Origin of the sequence: Falsochrobactrum ovis, from assembly GCF_003259955.1 — a bacterium.
GTDB classification, from domain to species: Bacteria; Pseudomonadota; Alphaproteobacteria; order Rhizobiales; family Rhizobiaceae; genus Brucella; species Brucella ovis_A.
The window spans coordinates 145,084-162,269 of sequence record NZ_QLMK01000001.1; the positions used below are offsets into that span (position 1 = coordinate 145,084).

Below are 17,186 nucleotides of genomic sequence, written 5' to 3' on the forward strand. Positions count from 1 at the left end.
CACTAACAATCAGCCGCCAACAATCCATTGGCGGCTGTTTCGTTTGACGGCAGATTACGTTAAACCAGTGCCATTCATATCGACACCAATGGATTGCGCGTGAATGCGCAGATGATAAATGGCGCAAAAAAAAGCACACGAAGTTGATCAGTTCATAAACCGTCCGGGAAGCTCCTTTCCGGTCGTGCTTCTTTATGGCCCGGACAAAGGTTTGGTCAGCGAGCGGGCACGGCGTTATGCGCAGGCAACCAAGCTTCCTCTCGACGATCCATTCACCGTCATACGCATGGAAGCTGAGGAGATCGATGCCGATCCCGGTCGACTTGCTGATGAAGCACGGACGATCTCAATGTTTGGTGGGCAGCGCCTTATCTGGATCAAAAATGCTGGCGGTCAAAGAAAATTGGCTGAAGCAATTAAACTTCTCGCCAACGATCCTCCGCAGGACACCTATATTTTGGTAGAGGCAGGCGATCTCAAAAAAGGTGCGGCACTGCGCAGTGCCGTTGAGAATGCCTCCGCGGGCATGGCCCTTCCCTGTTATAGTGATGACGCACGCGGACTGGATGGCGTCATTGATGATGTTCTTTCAGAATGGAAGCTCAATATCACCATGGATGCCCGGCATTTGCTGCGAGCAAGCCTAGGCGGTGATCGTCTTGCAACCAAAGGCGAGCTCGAAAAGCTTTGTCTCTTTGCGCGCGGTAAAGACCGGATTGACATAGATGATGTGCGCCAAGCAGTGGGCGATGTCGCTGCTTTCTCGACCGATGAGGTAATTGCTGCCGTCCTACAGGCTGATCTGCAACGTTTTGAGACTTCATTCGACCGCGTGGTAAAATCCGGTACAGCACCTTTTCTGCTGCTCAATTCCGCCATACGTCAGTTCCAACAAATTCAGACGCTTCGACATATGGTCGATAATGAACGAAAAACTCCAACTGTGGCAGTAGCATCTGCTCGCCCGCCGGTTTTTTTCACAAGAAGGAAACTGATCGAAAATGCGGTCAGCCGTTGCAATGCAGAGATGCTCAATCGAGTTCTGGAGCGCCTGCAACGAGCGGTACTGGAAAGCCGGCAAAATACAGCCCTCGCGATTCCTATCATAAGACAATCTTTGCTGGCTATTAGCCTAGAGCTTGCCAGGAATAATCGAAGATAATAAAAAGCCCCAATGCGCAGGCAAAGGGGCTTAAAACTCTATTAAATCCAACGGGTTAGCTCTGTAATCTGCGGCAGATTTCATCGAGCTGCTCTAGGGAACTATAGCGGATTTTTACATCCCCGCCCCGCTCTCGATGGTTTATTTCAACTCTCATGCCAGTGACATCAGAAAGCAATTTTTCCAACGCTTTCGTGTCTGCATCTTTCTCCACCGGACCAGATTTGCCAGCCTTTTGTTCTGTTTCGCCACGCAGCTGCGCCTGAACAAGCGCTTCCACCTGGCGAACCGACATGCCTTCATTCACAACCCGTTCTGCCAAAGCAACCGGGTCTTCGGCAGTAATAAGAGTGCGTGCGTGACCGGCCGATAGCGCTCCATCGGAAATAAAATCTTGCACCCGTTGCGGAAGTTTCAGCAATCGTAATGTGTTAGCCACATGGCTGCGGCTCTTTCCTATCACTTGCGCAAGATCATTCTGAGTATAATCATAACTATCGATCAACTGCTGATAACCCGCCGCTTCTTCAATCGCATTCAGGTCGGCTCGCTGAACATTCTCGATAATCGCAATTTCCAGCGCAACTCGGTCATCAACATCACGAATGATAACCGGAATAGTGGCAACCCCAGCCCGCTGCGATGCACGCCAACGGCGCTCACCCGCAATGAGCTCATAATGATCTGGATTTCCCGGCGCGGGGCGCACCACAATGGGCTGCACCACTCCGTGCTCTTTAATCGACTGCGCAAGATCTTCCAATTCCACCTCGGAAAACATCCGACGTGGGTTGCGAGGATTTCGCGTTACAAATTCGATAGGGATATTTCGTTCACTTTGAATTGGGGCTGAGCGTTCTTCCACCGGCCGATCAATATCACCGATTAAAGCGGCCAACCCCCGGCCTAAACGCTTTTTTGAAGGATCGTCGTTCATATCACCCAATTCCCGAAATTGTTACACCGTCGAATCGTTTAGCCAAATTAATCTGTCAAGCGGCCTGCAACTGCCGTTCGCGCTGGATAACTTCAGACGCAAGCTGAAGATAAGCCTGACTTCCTGCACATTTCAGATCATAAAGAATTGCAGGCTTTCCGTGCGAAGGCGCTTCAGAAACGCGCACATTGCGAGGAATAACAGTTCGGTAAACCTTCTCCCCCATATATGCGCGTACATCATCGACCACCTGTGAGGCTAGATTGTTTCGCCTATCAAACATCGTCAAGACAATGCCTTGGATCGTCAATCCAGGGTTAATTGTCGACTGAACCTGGCTTACCGTTTCCAGTAATTGGCTCAAACCTTCGAGCGCAAAAAACTCACATTGCAGCGGAACCATGACCGAATCCGCTGCTGCCATTGCATTAAGCGTAAGCAGATTGAGCGATGGCGGACAGTCTATCAATATATAGGAAAACTTATCCGCTACTTGCGAGTCAAACCGCAGCGCATCTCTAAGACGCCGAACCCGATCCGCAGCCTGCGCTATTTCCATTTCTATTCCCAACAGATCTAGCGTCGAGGGAACGATAAAAAGATTGGGCACATCGGTTGGGATTGCTGCTTCAGGCGTGGAAGCGGCCTGCGTCAGCACGTCATAGGACGATAATGGCCTCTGATGTCGATCAATCCCCAGCCCAGTGCTCGCATTTCCTTGGGGGTCTAAATCGACCACCAGAACACTTTCCCCGATAGCTGCAAGCGCAGTCGCCAAATTAATGGCTGTGGTTGTTTTCCCCACTCCACCTTTTTGGTTTGCAATCGTTATGATACGTGAACTTGTTCTCATCATCGCCGACCTGTTTTCACTACCGTTTTTGGCTTCCTTAAACTCGCTGCAGCTTGCTGATTTCGAGTATTACGGAATCCGGATCAACGGCGCTCCTATGTTCTAACAGATCAAACCGCCAACGAACACGGCTTTCATCGATTTCTCTTTGGTAATCCCTACCTTTTTGGAACAGCGCTGTAGATCCGGCCTTTAGCCAGGGCTCGGCTAGTCCAAACAAATCCGTTAAAGAAGCCAATGCACGTGCAGTTATCACGTCGGGCGTTGAGATTTTTGAATAAACTGTCTCAATACGGTCTGCGTGAATCCTTACGGGTAAATCGAGGTGACCCGAGACTGTTCGCAAAAAGGCCGCTTTTTTTCCCGCACTTTCGACAAGATCAATAGAAGCGTGAGGGATATCTTTTAAAAAACAACCTATCACAATACCGGGAAACCCGCCGCCAGATCCCAGATCTAGCCATCGCTGAGCGTTCGGAGCCAAAGGCAATAATTGAGCGCAATCTAGAACATGCCGCGACCAAAGATCGGCCAATGTCGATGGAGACGCAAGATTTATAGCCTTTGACCATTTTAAAAACAGGCTCTCAAAGCCGAGCAAGCGATCCACTGTTTCACGTGAAACATGCGGTATTACCGAACGCAAGCTTTTAGTTTTGATATCCACATTCATCTTTAATTGACTAAACTTTCTTTGGCACGCTTCGCTCTAGCGCTATGCTTTTTGATCTGCGCAATTAATAGCGCCACTGCCGCCGGGGTCATGCCATCCACTCTTTGCGCTTCAGCAATCGTGGCAGGCCGACGAAGTTTTAATTTCTGTTTAAGCTCGTTTGATAGCCCTGATATGGATTCCATATCCAGCGAATCCGGAATCGAAAGCCGCTCCTCGCGCTCCATAATTGCAATATCATTCTGCTGGCGCTTTAAATAAACTGAATATTGCGATTCAATTTCCAAAGCCTCGCGTGTTTTCGCGTCAACATCATTCAGTTCCGGCCAAATCTCAACCAACTGTTCGAAGGCAATATTCGGATAAGATAACAGCTCATAGGCTGATCGTCGCACACCATCCATATTCAAATTCAGTTGGAATTTGGCCGCAAGGTTCGGGCTTATGTTCAAGGCTTTGGTTTGCTGTCGGGCTTTGTCCAACATGTCATTCACGGCTTTAAACTTCCGGCGCCGATCTTCCCCTAAAATTCCCCAACTTTCAGCCATAGGCGTTAAGCGCTGATCCGCATTATCAGCACGTAAGGACAAACGGAACTCAGCCCGTGACGTGAACATCCGATATGGTTCCGTAACCCCTCGTGAGGTTAAATCGTCTATCATTACACCAATATAGGCTTCTGTTCTTTGTAAAATAACAGGTTCACTGCCGCTCGCAAACCGTGCGGCATTCATCCCCGCCAAAAGCCCTTGCGCCGCAGCTTCCTCGTAACCGGTGGTTCCGTTGATCTGACCAGCGAGGAATAATCCTATAACCCGTCTGGTTTCCAAGCTTCGTTTTAATTCACGAGGATCGATAAAATCATATTCGATCGCATAAGCAGGCTGCAGCATTAGAGCATTTTCTAATCCTGGAATGGATTTCAAAATCTCTCGCTGAACATCCTCTGGAAGTGAGGTCGAAATACCATTGGGATAAATGGTATGATCATCAAGCCCTTCCGGCTCGAGAAATATCTGATGACTATCTCTGTCTGCAAACTTAACGATTTTATCCTCGACTGACGGACAATATCGCGGTCCAATCCCTTCAATGGAGCCGGAATACATCGCAGATCGGTGCAGATTGGCCCGAATAATATCATGGGTCTTGGTCGTCGTGTGCGTGATCCCGCAATCGATCTGCGGCGTCGTAATCCGATCCGTCATCAAAGAAAACGGTATCGGGTTCTCGTCGGCAGACTGAAATGCAAGTCCGCTCCAATCAATTGTCCGCGCATCCAGCCGAGCCGGTGTACCGGTTTTAAGACGTCCCAGCGCAAATCCCAACTTGTCGAATTTCTCCGATAAGCCCAAGGCCGGCTTCTCGCCCATCCGACCCGCCGGAAATTGCTTATCACCTATATGGATCAATCCATTCAAGAACGTTCCAGTAGTAATAACGGCAGCAGCACACGAAATTACTCGTCCGTCCGAAAGAACGACTCCGGTAATCCTATCATCCTCTACCACAATATCATGCGCGCCACCTTCGATGATGGTCAGATTTTCTTGTTCAGATATTAGCTCTTGAATTGCGAGTTTATAAAGCTTGCGATCTGCCTGCGTACGCGGGCCACGCACCGCCGGACCTTTACGGCGGTTCAACAGGCGAAACTGGATCCCAGCTTTATCAGCCGCCCGCGCCATCAATCCATCAAGCGCATCAATCTCACGCACGAGATGGCCTTTCCCTAACCCTCCGATGGCCGGGTTACAGGACATAACGCCAATTGTATCAAATCGGTGAGTGATGAGCGCCGTATTCGCACCGGCGCGCGCCGCCGCTGCTGCTGCTTCACATCCTGCGTGCCCTCCGCCGATGATGATAACGTCGAAAGCCTTGACGTCGTGAGTTGATACAAGTTTCATCTGCAAATCCGAACTATTAGAATATTTGCTTCTTGCCACGAAAATTGAATTAACGGAAGTGTTAGCTGGAAAGATATCTAGCCAAGTTAAGGGGTAGACTCACAAGCTGAACCAGATGTCAACGAATTAGAGCAGACTCCACAGTTGTTTCACGTGAAACAAAACTATCGCTCGTTTAATCCCATCTTACACTGCCGTTCATGGATGTTTCACGTGAATCATCAAACTGTGTCTATTTTCCGATGCAAAATTGAGAAAAAATCACATCTAAGATTTCTTCTACGTCAACATCTCCGGTTATTCTTCCAAGATACTGGGACGCTAGTCGCATGTTCTCGGCGCGCAATTCCAGCGGGATATCTACGCTATTAATAGCAGTTTCAATTTCTGTGATGGCTGAGCGAAGTAATCTAATATGTCGTTGGCGGGTCGGTACTGCGTCGTTCATGTCGCCAATTCGATCTTCCGCAAACTGCTGCAGGCGGTCCAATAGTTCAGTTAACCCCGCGCCGGTTACGGTAGAAATTTTGAAATCCGTTTGTCGGGTCGTTGTGGCCGTTAAGTCGTTTTTGGTACCAATTGTCCAAATTTCCGTAGCTCCGGCGTCGATCGCTACTGATATTGGATTTTGCATATCCTCCAGCAATAGCACTAAATCTGCCTCAGATATGCGTTCCAAAGCGCGCTCTATACCTATTTTTTCAACCGCACTGGTTGTCTCGCGCAACCCGGCCGTATCGGTAATATAGACTGGAATGCCACCAAGATCTAATTTCACTTCAAGAAGATCACGCGTCGTGCCCGCCTCGTCTGATATGATCGCAACTTCTCGGCCCGAAAGAAAATTCAGTAAGCTGGATTTACCTGCATTGGGCGCGCCCGCAATGACTATATGCAAACCATCTCGCAGCATAGCTGCTCGTTTGCCGGCATCGATGTGATTTTCAATTTCTAATTTGAGTTTGCCCAGCTCGCTCCAAACCTTGTCGGATACAGATCCCGGAACGTCGCCCTCGTCGGAAAAATCAAGCTCAGCCTCAATAAGAGCTCGGGCGCGCAGAAGGCGCTGCCGCCAACCCGTATAAAGATTACGTTGCGATCCAGAGGCTACCTGCATGGCAAGACGACGTTGCCCTTCTGTTTCCGCGGAAATAAGGTCAGCAAGCCCCTCAGCAATGGTCAGATCCATTTTACCATTGGTAAAACCTCGCCGCGTAAATTCCCCAGCTTCAGCACTACGGCAATTTGGAAATCCGGCAAGCTCTTCTAAAAGCCGCTCGACCACAGCTTTGCCGCCATGCAAATGAAATTCCGCACAGTCTTCACCAGTAAAGCTATTGGGGCCTGGGAAAAATATAGCCAATCCGCGATCTATTGTGTCACTGTTACGGCTACGTAATGTCTTTAGTGCTGCGTAACGCGGGGGCGGCACTTCTCCGATTATTGTTTTCATTATAAATTGAACTTGCGGGCCTGAAACTCGGATAACAGCCACGCCGGATGGTAATCGTCCACTCGACAATGCAAATACGGTTTCGTGAAAACCATCCTGTTCGACCATTTTATTCTCTGCCCTATACTATCAATTAAGCTGATCTCAGCCCGGTGACGCCGCCTATAATCCGATCATGAAAGAATGCCACATGACAATTTCTAGCAACCGCCTCGCTAATGAGCCCAGCGCTTATTTACGTCAACATGCGCACAATCCCGTGCATTGGCAGCCATGGGATAAAAAAGCTTTAGAGGCTGCGCGGCTATTAGATCGGCCAATCCTTCTCTCCATCGGATATGCAGCATGTCATTGGTGTCATGTCATGGCGCATGAATCCTTTGAGGATGAAGCTGTTGCCAACGTAATGAATGAGCTTTTTATCAATGTAAAGGTCGACCGAGAGGAACGGCCCGATATTGACCAGATCTATATGTCTGCGCTTACAGCGATGGGGCAGCAAGGCGGGTGGCCGCTTACTATATTTTTGCGGCCTGACGGCAAACCATTTTGGGGTGGAACTTATTTTCCGAAGAAATCCACTGCGGATCGACCCGGTTTTGTCGATATTTTATACGCCATCAATAATCTATGGAACGATAATAAAGATAAAATAAACCATAATGCAGAAGCAATATTTTCTCATCTTGAAGGAAAACTCGCAGCTCAAAATGAGGCGGCGACTAACGATCCAACACGGTTTGAACAATTTGCTGATCGCATAAGCTCACTATTTGATCCCATATTCGGTGGCATTAGCGGAGCACCAAAATTTCCCAACGCACCGTTTATGGACGCCTTGTGGCTATCCTGGCTCAACAATCATCAACTCGAACATCGTGATCATTTTCTTCGATCTTTGAGAACAATGCTGCACGGCGGTATTTATGACCATTTGGGCGGAGGACTTTGCCGATATAGCACGGATGCTCAATGGCTTGTCCCTCATTTCGAAAAGATGCTTTACGATAATGCCCAGCTCATCCGACATTTGAATTGGGCCTATGCGGAAACCAATGACGACTTGTTTCGTATCCGAATCGAAGAGACGATTGAATGGATGATTGATGAACTGCGACTAGACGACGGCAGTTTTGCTTCCAGCCTAGATGCAGATAGCGAGGGGATAGAAGGCAAATTTTACGTCTGGCAGGCAGATGAAATAGATGGAATTTTAGGTGATCAAGCGCCTGAGTTTAAAGAATTCTATTGTGTTACCCGGCAAGGTAACTGGGAAGGACAGAACATATTAAACCGTCTTCACCAGGTTCATGAAAACCTACCGCTGCCGCAACATATCATCTCAGCAAAAAAGACACTGCTAAGCGAAAGAAATAAACGAGTACGACCAGCACGCGATGATAAAGCGCTTACCGATTGGAACGCACTTGCTATTAGAGCTCTAACTGAGGCCGGGCGTAGCTTGCAGCGCTCTTATTGGATTGAACATGCTCAACGCGCTTATCAAGCCGTGGCATCAACCTTTCAAAACGGCCAATTGGCACATTGCCGAATGGATGAAATCGTGGTCTATCCCGGACTTTCATCGGATTATGCATCGATGATCAACGCTGCCCTTGCCCTATTAGAGGCGACAGGCAACCCCGTTTACCTTGAACAGGCCAAGAGCTACAAAGACGCATTGGATAATAATCATCGTGATGCGGCCGGGAATTATCGTTTATCCGCTATTCATGCGGATGATGTTATTCTTCATAATTATGGCGATCACGATGAAGCAATCCCCAGCGCGACAAGCCAAATCATTGAAGCTTTCACACGGCTTTTTCTAGCAACTGGCGATACTGAACTTTATCAGCAGACCGCAATTTTGGTCGAACAAGCGATGGGTCGCGCGCTTAACCAGCACTATGGACAGATCGGAATCATGAATGCTGGGCGCTTATTCGCCTACCCTCTCTCGCTCACCATCACCGCAATCGATAAAAACGACCCGCTTGTTGCGATAGCTAACCAAAACCCAGATCCCCGACGGTTAGATCAATTTATCCCATTTGAAACCGGAAAATCGATCAACCTTCAAATCGGCGGCACCGTCGAAACACGAGCTCCCGCCGCGTGGCTGTGTAAGGGCAGTCTTTGTCTTCCACCTGTGGGAACAGCTCAAGAATTAAAATTACTGCTTGAGGAATAGGGCATAAAAATACCGGGTTTTTAACCCGGTATTCAATAGTCAGTGCGCTTGATCCAATTAATTTACGTATTCGCTGATTACGTATTCATTGAATCGAAGAATTCGCTATTGCTCTTGGTTTGCTTCAGCTTATCAATCAAGAACTCAATCGCATCGGTTGTTCCCATTGGTGCAAGAATGCGACGCAGCACAAAGATTTTCTGAAGATCAGCACGCGGCACAAGCAGATCTTCCTTACGCGTACCGGATTTAAGAATATCCATCGATGGGAAGATACGCTTATCGGCCACTTTACGATCCAGAACGATTTCCGAGTTGCCGGTACCCTTGAATTCTTCAAAGATAACTTCATCCATACGCGAACCGGTATCGATCAGCGCCGTAGCAATAATCGTGAGCGATCCGCCCTCTTCAATGTTGCGTGCGGCACCAAAGAAGCGTTTTGGACGTTGCAGCGCATTGGCATCGACACCACCGGTCAAAACCTTACCCGATGACGGCACCACCGTATTATATGCACGGCCCAATCGCGTAATGGAATCGAGCAAAATGACCACATCGCGACCATGTTCGACAAGGCGCTTCGCCTTCTCAATAACCATTTCCGCAACCTGAACGTGGCGTGAAGCCGGCTCATCAAAGGTCGAGGAAATAACCTCACCTTTCACAGAACGCTGCATGTCAGTGACTTCTTCCGGACGTTCGTCAATCAGAAGAACAATCAGATAGCATTCGGGATGATTAGCCGTGATCGAATGGGCGATATTTTGCAAAAGAACGGTTTTACCCGTACGCGGCGGTGCAACAATCAACCCGCGCTGGCCTTTTCCAAGCGGAGCAACCAGATCAATAACCCGCGACGACAAATCTTTTGAAGTTGGAACCTCAAGTTCCATTTTGAAACGCTCATTGGGATAAAGCGGTGTCAAATTGTCAAAATGGACTTTATGACGGATTTTTTCCGGGTCTTCAAAATTGATCGTATTGACCTTGAGCAACGCAAAATAACGCTCGCCCTCTTTTGGTCCACGAATAGGCCCTTCAACCGTATCGCCGGTTTTGAGCGAAAACCGCCGCAATTGCGACGGGGAAATATAAATATCATCTGGACCGGGCAGATAGTTGGCATCTGCTGAACGCAGGAAACCAAATCCGTCCTGCAGAACTTCAACGACACCCTCACCGATAATCTCTATATCCTGCGCCGCCAGCTTTTTGAGAATGGCGAACATCAGTTCCTGCTTGCGCATAGCGCTCGCATTCTCCACCTCAAGCGTTTCTGCAAAGGCTAGAAGCTCAACCGGCGTCTTGTTTTTAAGTTCTTGGAGTTTCATTTCCTGCATGGGCAAGGAGCTCTTTTAAAATGTAGGGAAAAATGCAGTGGTTCGGAAAGGTGGTCACTGATGTGACCGGCATCGAATGTCTGCTATTATGATGGGAAGAGGTCTCTTTAATACCGATTCACGACTAAAAGCGCAAGTAGCTGTTTTTGGTATCGAGATAAAAAAATTCCAAACTTATCAAAATTCTTACGCGCAAATAAAAAACCCGGAAAAATCCGGGTTTATTATATTCAAAATGGCTTCACAATCACCAAGATCACGATCAAGATCATCAAAACCGTTGGGACTTCATTGATAACCCGCCAATGGCGTGCAGCTTTGGTATTCTTATCTTGAGCAAACAATCTTGTTGCTTTGGAAAGATAACCATGAAGCCCAGATAAAAGCACTACCAGAAGCAGCTTTGCGTGAAGCCAACCACCTTTAAAGCTAAATATCTGCCAAGCAAGCCATAATCCGGCAATCCAACTTACGACCATTGCCGGATTGATGATGAAACGCAATAATCTGCGTTCCATGACTTTAAAAGTTTCTGATTTATCAGAGCCTGGGGCAGCATCGCAGTGATAAACAAACAGGCGCGGCAAATATAACATGCCTGCCATCCATGCGATAATCGCGATCACATGTAGCGATTTAATCCAAGGATAAAAAACCGTAGGATTCACGTGAAACAAAGCCAAAGTCCCCAGTAGAACAGCGAGAACACCGATAATCGCCCGTTTCAAAGCGCCTGAGCCTCGACTATCTTGGTTTGCCTCATTCATGCCTGCGATCCCCTAATCCGGTCAATCATCCGCTGAACATTCTCTATTGGTGCCTGCGGCGTGATCCCATGGCCCAAATTAAATATTAACGGGCCCTGCCCTAAATTTTTCAAAATCGCGTCCACGCCTTCGTCAAGCGCTTCCCCTCCTGCGACAACGCGTAAAGGATCAAGATTACCCTGCACCGCTCCTTGCTTTTGCAATTCTGCTGCAAAGGAATGAGGAACCGCCCAATCAAGACCTAACACATCGACCCCGGTCTTCTCACGATAGGTCGAATAAAGCGTACCCGCTCCTTTCGGAAAACCTATGATGCGAGCATCTGGATAAACGGCTCTGACTTTTTGAACAATCCGGGCGACAGGCCGAATGCAGAAACGCTCAAAACAATCCTCGTCCAGAACTCCCGACCAGGAATCAAAAATTTGTAGTGCATCTGCCCCCGCTTTCAATTGCTGAATAAGATATTCAGCGGAGACATCGGCCAAATCATTCATAAGTTTTTCAAAAGCTTCTGGATGGCGATAGGCAAAAAGGCGTGCCGGAGCCTGATCAGGCGTGCCATGACCTGCGATCATGTAAGTCGCAACCGTCCATGGAGCTCCACAAAATCCTAAAAGCGTTGTTTCATCTGGAAGCTGATCACGCAACAAACGAACTGTTTCATAAACCGGTTCTAATCTCTTTGCTGCCCCTTCTGTCTCAAGCCAAAATATCTCATCGGCATCCATCGGAGTCATCAACGGCCCTCTGCCTTCTTCAAAGCGAAGATCTCTTCCAAGAGCGTGAGGGATAACCAAAATATCTGAAAACAGAATTGCAGCATCAAAGCCAAAACGTCGAATAGGCTGCAAAGTCACTTCGACAGCCAAATCCGGTGAATAACACAGTTCCAGAAACCCACCGGCCTGTTTGCGAACTTCTCGATACTCAGGAAGATATCTTCCGGCCTGACGCATCATCCAGATTGGTGGTGGGAAGACTGCTTCACCATCGATCACTCTCAAGACTTTGCGTTTCATATTTTCCATCCTGCTGACCACGGCAACCTGATTAATGGATTGCCTGATTCCCTCTCGGGTTGCGAGCAAAGAGTTTTCCCAGCTGTTTTTCTAAAAGAAAGGAAGATTCTGGAATCTTTTGTTTCTTAGAGTCTGTTGGAATCGGGGATTAGGATGAGTGATGCATTTGCCCACAGATCCTGTTTGCTCGCATTACCATGTGTAATAACTTTGCCTAAGATGGGATAAAACCGATGATAACGCAATTTTTTCATTGAAAATAATGGGTTGCCAATTGCCGCAGCTAATGTTTGCATGTGGACAAGCTGGTGATAAATTTTGGTTATTACATGTTACGAGTCTTATCCACAACAGCAACAATTTGTTGCGCACATGTTCGCTCGCTGTGGATGACTGACCAAGTTTTCCCATCCTTCTCGGGTCCATTAATGAAGAGAAAAATTTACGCACACTCATCAACAGAGAGACCAGAAAACTGTGGCCAAGCCCGCATTCATGCTTTCATCTTCTCTTAATTTCTGATGCGAGGCAGAGAATCTCTAAAATAAGGGCTGGGGAGCTGCAATCTGGCAATCTACGGCCCGTTGAGGATTTATTCGTTCATTCGAACGCAGCCATGGATAAATATTATTCTCGGGGAGTTGATGTAGAACCCAGCATCGTTCTTATTGAAAAAATAGCTGCCGCGGCATTACTGGCTTTGTTGCGCAATTCCAAAGGAAGACTGACATGACCCAACTCATTCTCGCTTCAAAAAGCCCTTTTCGGGCAGCTCTTCTCAAAAATTCTGGTATCGAATTTACGACCCAGAGTGCTGATATTGACGAAAGAGCTGCGGAAACACCGCTTTATGAAACTGGCGCAACGCCCGATGATGTGGCTTTGGTTTTGGCCGAAGCCAAGGCGCTTAATGTCAGTGAAGCCCATCCGGATGCAGTGGTTATCGGATGTGATCAGACCCTTTCTTTGGGCGACCAAGTATTTCACAAGCCCGAAAATATGGAACAGGCCAGACGCCAACTTTTGCAATTTTCCGGTAAGACACATCAACTAAACAGCGCTGTGGTACTTGCAAAAAATGGTCAAACCCTGTGGCGCCATGTTTCGGTTGCGCGCATGACCATGCGCGATCTCGATCCGGGTTTTATCGGCCGCTATTTAGGCCGTGTCGGTGATATTGCGCTTTCCAGCGTCGGTGCATATCAAATTGAAGGCCCGGGGATACAGCTTTTTGATAAGATTGATGGCGATTACTTCACCATTGTCGGGCTGCCCCTATTGCCGTTATTGGCTCAGTTGAGGAAGGAAAATCTTATTGATGGCTAAGACCAGAGCCTTTGTAACCGGCTTTCCAATTAAACATTCCCGCTCGCCGCTAATTCATCAATTTTGGCTCAATCAATATGGGATTGATGGCTCATATCAAGCTATTGAAGTCAAACCCGATGAGCTTTCCTCCTTTGCTGCTGGCCTAGCAGCAAATGGTTTTGCCGGTGGAAATGTCACCATCCCGCACAAAGAAGCCGCCTTTGCAGCGGCGCAAAGCCATGACGAAGCTGCCATGGCAATTGGCGCTGTTAACACGCTTTGGTTTGAAAATGGCAGGCTTTGCGGCGGCAATACCGATGCCTACGGGTTTGCAGCCAATTTAGATGCTGGCGCACCCGGTTGGGACAATTCCGATACGGCTTTGGTTCTTGGAGCGGGCGGAGCCGGACGCGCTATTGTCCATGCTTTGAAAATGCGCGGATTTTCAAAAATTGCGGTGGTTAATCGCACTCTAAGCAGAGCCCAAGATTTGGCTACATATTTCGGGCATGGTGTTTTGGCGCACGGCTGGGAGGACGCGGACAATTTATTGCCCGGAGCGGGCTTGATCGTCAACACAACCTCGTTGGGTATGAAAGGCGGCGGAGAAACTCAAGCTTTTCCGCTTAATTTGGAATTAGCTGAGAAATCAGCTGTTGCAACGGATATTGTTTATATCCCACTCAAAACACCCTTTCTTGTTGCAGCAGAAACTGCTGGTCTGAGAACGGTCGATGGGCTGGGCATGTTACTGCATCAGGCTGTTCCCGGTTTTGAACGGTGGTTTGGCACCCGACCGCAAGTTACCAAAGCGCTGCGTGATCACATTTTGGCCGATATGAAAAAGGCTGGTGCTTTATGATAGTTATTGGTCTGACGGGTTCCATCGGTATGGGAAAGACCACAGCCGCAAAAATGTTTGCGGAAATGGGAGTGCCCATCTATAGCGCCGATGATGCTGTTCATAGGCTTTATGCTGGGCGCGCAGCACCCTTGATCGAAAAAGCCTTTCCAGGAACCGTGACCAATGGCGTTGTGGATCGGCAAAAATTATCAGCTCAAGTTTTGGGAAACGCGCAAGCGTTGAAACAGCTGGAAGCAATAGTTCATCCACTGGTGCGCCAGGAAGAAGCGGCTTTTATGGATAAAGCCATTAAAGAAAAAGCTGATATCGTTTTGCTGGATATTCCACTTCTTTTTGAAACGGGCGCGCAGCACCGGGTCGACAAAATTGTGGTTGTGTCGGCACCAGAAGAAATTCAACGCCAGCGCGTGCTCGCAAGGCCAGAAATGACCATCGAAAAACTGGAATCTATCCTCGCACGACAGATGCCGGACGCACAAAAGCGAGAAAAAGCAGATTATATCATTGATACAAGCGGCAGTTTTGAAGCGACCCGCCAGCAGATTGAAAATATCCTAAAGAATTTGCGTGGAAAGAATTGACCAAGCCCCGATCACCCGATGCCACATGTTATAAGAACGGGAAGAGATTGAGAGGCCAAAATGCGTGAAATCGTATTTGATACGGAAACGACAGGACTTGAACGGTTAGAAGATCGCGTCATCGAGATCGGTGGTGTTGAGCTGATCAACCGGTTTCCAACAGGTCGAACCTTTCATAAATTCATCAATCCGCAAGGCCGACAGGTGCATCCTGAAGCGCTTGCTATCCACGGTATTAGCAATGAGCAATTGCTCAATGAACCGAGCTTCGCGGAAATTGTCGATGAATTTTTGGAATTTTTCGATGGTGCCCAGCTCGTCGCGCATAATGCCATGTTCGATCTTGGCTTCATTAATGCTGAATTGGCTCGGCTGAACCGCCCGGAAATTCCAGTCGAACGGATTGTCGATACATTAGCCCTCGCCCGTCGCCGACATCCCATAGGCCCCAATTCACTTGATGCATTATGCAGGCGCTATGGGATTGATAATTCGCATCGAACATTGCACGGGGCATTGCTCGACTCTGAAATTTTGGCGGAAGTCTATATTGAGCTGATAGGCGGTAAGCAAACCGCGCTCGGTTTAAGCACTTCTGGCAGTTCTGACGAGGATGGGGGTTCGCAAAATAGCCAAACCATCATCTTGCGCCCGCGTCCACGCCCTTTGCCACCACGTATTAGCCCAAAAGAACGCGCCGCCCATGCTGCGATGATCGCAAGGCTTGGAGAAAAGGCCGTGTGGAATAAATATGTTCGAATTGAACAAGAGTTAAGAAAAAGCCCGGCCTAGCCGGGCTTTGCTCTTTGTTCTGATAAAAATCAGTTCTTTACTGCTGCTTTGGCCTGTTCCTCTGCCATACGCTGTTGGAACATTTGACCAAAATCAATCGGATCGATCATCAGCGGCGGATATCCACCGTTGCGAGTTGCGTCGGCGACGATCTGGCGCGCAAATGGGAAGAGAAGACGCGGGCATTCGATGAACAACAATGGCAGCGTACGCTCCTGCGGAACGCCCTGCACACGAAATACCCCGCCATAAACCAGTTCAATATTAAACAGAACGTCTTTGCCATCCATGGCTTTGGCTTCAAGTGTGAGCACGACATCAAAATCCGTCTCGGAAAGCGGATTTGCGTTCACATTCACATTAATATTGATCGCGGGAGCCTTCTCGCGTGGACGCAGCGACAGTGGCGCACCCGGACTTTCGAAGGAAAGATCTTTTACATATTGTGCAAGAATATTGAGGGATGGCTGAGTATTTGCGCCATTTTCATTCTTCACTTCGCCAGTTGCGGCCTTATCGCTGGGCGTTTGTGCCATTATTGGGTGCCTTCTTTTAAATCCATATTCCGTTCAGCCTCCGGTCTGAAAAACTCTCGAAAGAGGTGCTAGATTTCCCCTAGACCCCAATCCTCTGATCACACCACAAACCAAACTCTTATGCTTGGCTAGCATGGTAGACAGGTAGAGGCAAGAATGGGTTTTAACCTTAGTAGTCGTGCAATTACTGATCTTTCTTGTTGGGCGACCAGGGAGAATTCGGGTCAGGCTGGTCTGAATAATCATCCGGATCAAGATCAATCACCCGGTCATCAAGCGGCCGGCTATAAGGCTGATCCGTATAAGATTGTGAATAGCGCGTTGATGTGGTGGCAACCACCATCCGACCACGCAACAGCTTGTCCCACACAAGATCGCGCACAAAAGGAATAACCAATAGCAATCCAATGGCGCTGGTAACAAAGCCTGGCACAATCAGCAAAAAGGCCGCAAGCGCAAGCATTGCGCCATGCACGATTTCTCGATCAGGAACGCGACCAGCAGCGGTTTCGCTGCGCATACGCTGTAAAATTCCGGTCCCCTGCACGCGCAGCAGGAAAAAACCCAGCATCGCGCTGAGAATGATCAGGCCAAGCGTTGCCAAAACACCGATTTTACTGCCGACAATCACAAATCCGGCGATTTCTATGAAGGGCATCGCCAGCAGGACGAGTATGGCTAAAGAAGGAAACACGCTGCGTACGACCTTTATGTTTTGCGGTTACGAGGGCATTATGCTCGAAAATAATCATTTTCCGATTAAATGCATAGATCTGGATAACTGATCTTC

The 17,186-nt window shown here is 48.3% G+C and carries 16 protein-coding genes; 6 read left to right on the top strand and 10 right to left on the bottom strand.

The genetic code is table 11. The features are described 5' to 3' along the window. The first annotated feature begins 118 nt into the window (after positions 1 to 118). Positions 119 to 1,162, top strand: coding sequence for a DNA polymerase III subunit delta (holA, locus tag C7374_RS00700; protein ID WP_111573695.1), 1,044 nt, complete (start codon positions 119 to 121; stop codon positions 1,160 to 1,162). A gap of 55 nt (positions 1,163 to 1,217) precedes the next feature. Here the strand turns inward: holA and C7374_RS00705 are convergent, their stop codons facing one another. The 5 genes from C7374_RS00705 to mnmE form a co-directional block, all read right to left on the bottom strand. Then, positions 1,218 to 2,099, bottom strand: a complete 882-nt coding sequence (locus C7374_RS00705; protein ID WP_111573696.1) for a ParB/RepB/Spo0J family partition protein — start codon at positions 2,097 to 2,099, stop codon at positions 1,218 to 1,220. A gap of 55 nt (positions 2,100 to 2,154) precedes the next feature. Further along, positions 2,155 to 2,952 carry a ParA family protein gene (locus C7374_RS00710; protein ID WP_111574226.1) on the bottom strand — a complete coding sequence of 266 codons (798 nt, stop codon included), beginning with the start codon at positions 2,950 to 2,952 and terminating at the stop codon, positions 2,155 to 2,157. Positions 2,953 to 2,989: 37 nt separating this feature from the next. Continuing rightward, positions 2,990 to 3,625: a 16S rRNA (guanine(527)-N(7))-methyltransferase RsmG gene (rsmG, locus tag C7374_RS00715; protein WP_111573697.1), complete on the bottom strand. Its 636-nt coding sequence runs from the start codon at positions 3,623 to 3,625 to the stop codon at positions 2,990 to 2,992. Positions 3,626 to 3,627: 2 nt separating this feature from the next. Continuing rightward, positions 3,628 to 5,535 carry a tRNA uridine-5-carboxymethylaminomethyl(34) synthesis enzyme MnmG gene (gene mnmG / locus C7374_RS00720; protein WP_111573698.1) on the bottom strand — a complete coding sequence of 636 codons (1,908 nt, stop codon included), beginning with the start codon at positions 5,533 to 5,535 and terminating at the stop codon, positions 3,628 to 3,630. A gap of 232 nt (positions 5,536 to 5,767) precedes the next feature. Continuing rightward, positions 5,768 to 7,096, bottom strand: coding sequence for a tRNA uridine-5-carboxymethylaminomethyl(34) synthesis GTPase MnmE (gene mnmE, locus C7374_RS00725; RefSeq protein WP_111573699.1), 1,329 nt, complete (start codon positions 7,094 to 7,096; stop codon positions 5,768 to 5,770). 82 nt (positions 7,097 to 7,178) lie between these two features. Here mnmE and C7374_RS00730 point away from each other — a divergent pair, with 82 nt between their 5' ends. After that, positions 7,179 to 9,182, top strand: coding sequence for a thioredoxin domain-containing protein (locus C7374_RS00730; RefSeq protein WP_111573700.1), 2,004 nt, complete (start codon positions 7,179 to 7,181; stop codon positions 9,180 to 9,182). Between the two features lie 77 nt (positions 9,183 to 9,259). On the opposite strand, the gene rho is transcribed toward C7374_RS00730, so the two are convergent. The 3 genes from rho to hemE all read right to left on the bottom strand — a co-directional run bounded on the left by rho (position 9,260) and on the right by hemE (position 12,314). After that, positions 9,260 to 10,525: a transcription termination factor Rho gene (gene rho / locus C7374_RS00735; protein WP_111573701.1), complete on the bottom strand. Its 1,266-nt coding sequence runs from the start codon at positions 10,523 to 10,525 to the stop codon at positions 9,260 to 9,262. A gap of 230 nt (positions 10,526 to 10,755) precedes the next feature. After that, positions 10,756 to 11,292, bottom strand: coding sequence for a protoporphyrinogen oxidase HemJ (gene hemJ / locus C7374_RS00740; protein ID WP_111573702.1), 537 nt, complete (start codon positions 11,290 to 11,292; stop codon positions 10,756 to 10,758). Continuing rightward, positions 11,289 to 12,314, bottom strand: coding sequence for a uroporphyrinogen decarboxylase (gene hemE / locus C7374_RS00745; protein WP_111574227.1), 1,026 nt, complete (start codon positions 12,312 to 12,314; stop codon positions 11,289 to 11,291). The genes hemJ and hemE overlap by 4 nt, the downstream gene beginning before the upstream one ends. Before the next feature lie 729 nt (positions 12,315 to 13,043). Between hemE and C7374_RS00750 the strand changes: the two genes are divergently transcribed. From C7374_RS00750 to dnaQ, 4 genes are read left to right on the top strand one after another with little or no spacing between them, the layout of a single operon-like run. Then, positions 13,044 to 13,640: a Maf-like protein gene (locus C7374_RS00750; RefSeq protein WP_111573703.1), complete on the top strand. Its 597-nt coding sequence runs from the start codon at positions 13,044 to 13,046 to the stop codon at positions 13,638 to 13,640. Next, positions 13,633 to 14,484 carry a shikimate dehydrogenase gene (locus tag C7374_RS00755; protein WP_111573704.1) on the top strand — a complete coding sequence of 284 codons (852 nt, stop codon included), beginning with the start codon at positions 13,633 to 13,635 and terminating at the stop codon, positions 14,482 to 14,484. Before C7374_RS00750 ends, C7374_RS00755 begins: the two co-directional genes overlap by 8 nt. Continuing rightward, positions 14,481 to 15,068 carry a dephospho-CoA kinase gene (gene coaE, locus C7374_RS00760; protein WP_111573705.1) on the top strand — a complete coding sequence of 196 codons (588 nt, stop codon included), beginning with the start codon at positions 14,481 to 14,483 and terminating at the stop codon, positions 15,066 to 15,068. The genes C7374_RS00755 and coaE overlap by 4 nt, the downstream gene beginning before the upstream one ends. Positions 15,069 to 15,128: 60 nt before the next feature. Continuing rightward, positions 15,129 to 15,860: a DNA polymerase III subunit epsilon gene (dnaQ, locus tag C7374_RS00765; RefSeq protein ID WP_111573706.1), complete on the top strand. Its 732-nt coding sequence runs from the start codon at positions 15,129 to 15,131 to the stop codon at positions 15,858 to 15,860. Positions 15,861 to 15,889: 29 nt separating this feature from the next. Here the strand turns inward: dnaQ and secB are convergent, their stop codons facing one another. Next, positions 15,890 to 16,396: a protein-export chaperone SecB gene (gene secB / locus C7374_RS00770; RefSeq protein WP_111573707.1), complete on the bottom strand. Its 507-nt coding sequence runs from the start codon at positions 16,394 to 16,396 to the stop codon at positions 15,890 to 15,892. 184 nt (positions 16,397 to 16,580) lie between these two features. Beyond that, positions 16,581 to 17,090, bottom strand: a complete 510-nt coding sequence (locus C7374_RS00775) for an FxsA family protein (RefSeq protein ID WP_111573708.1) — start codon at positions 17,088 to 17,090, stop codon at positions 16,581 to 16,583. Between the last annotated feature and the right edge of the window lie 96 nt (positions 17,091 to 17,186).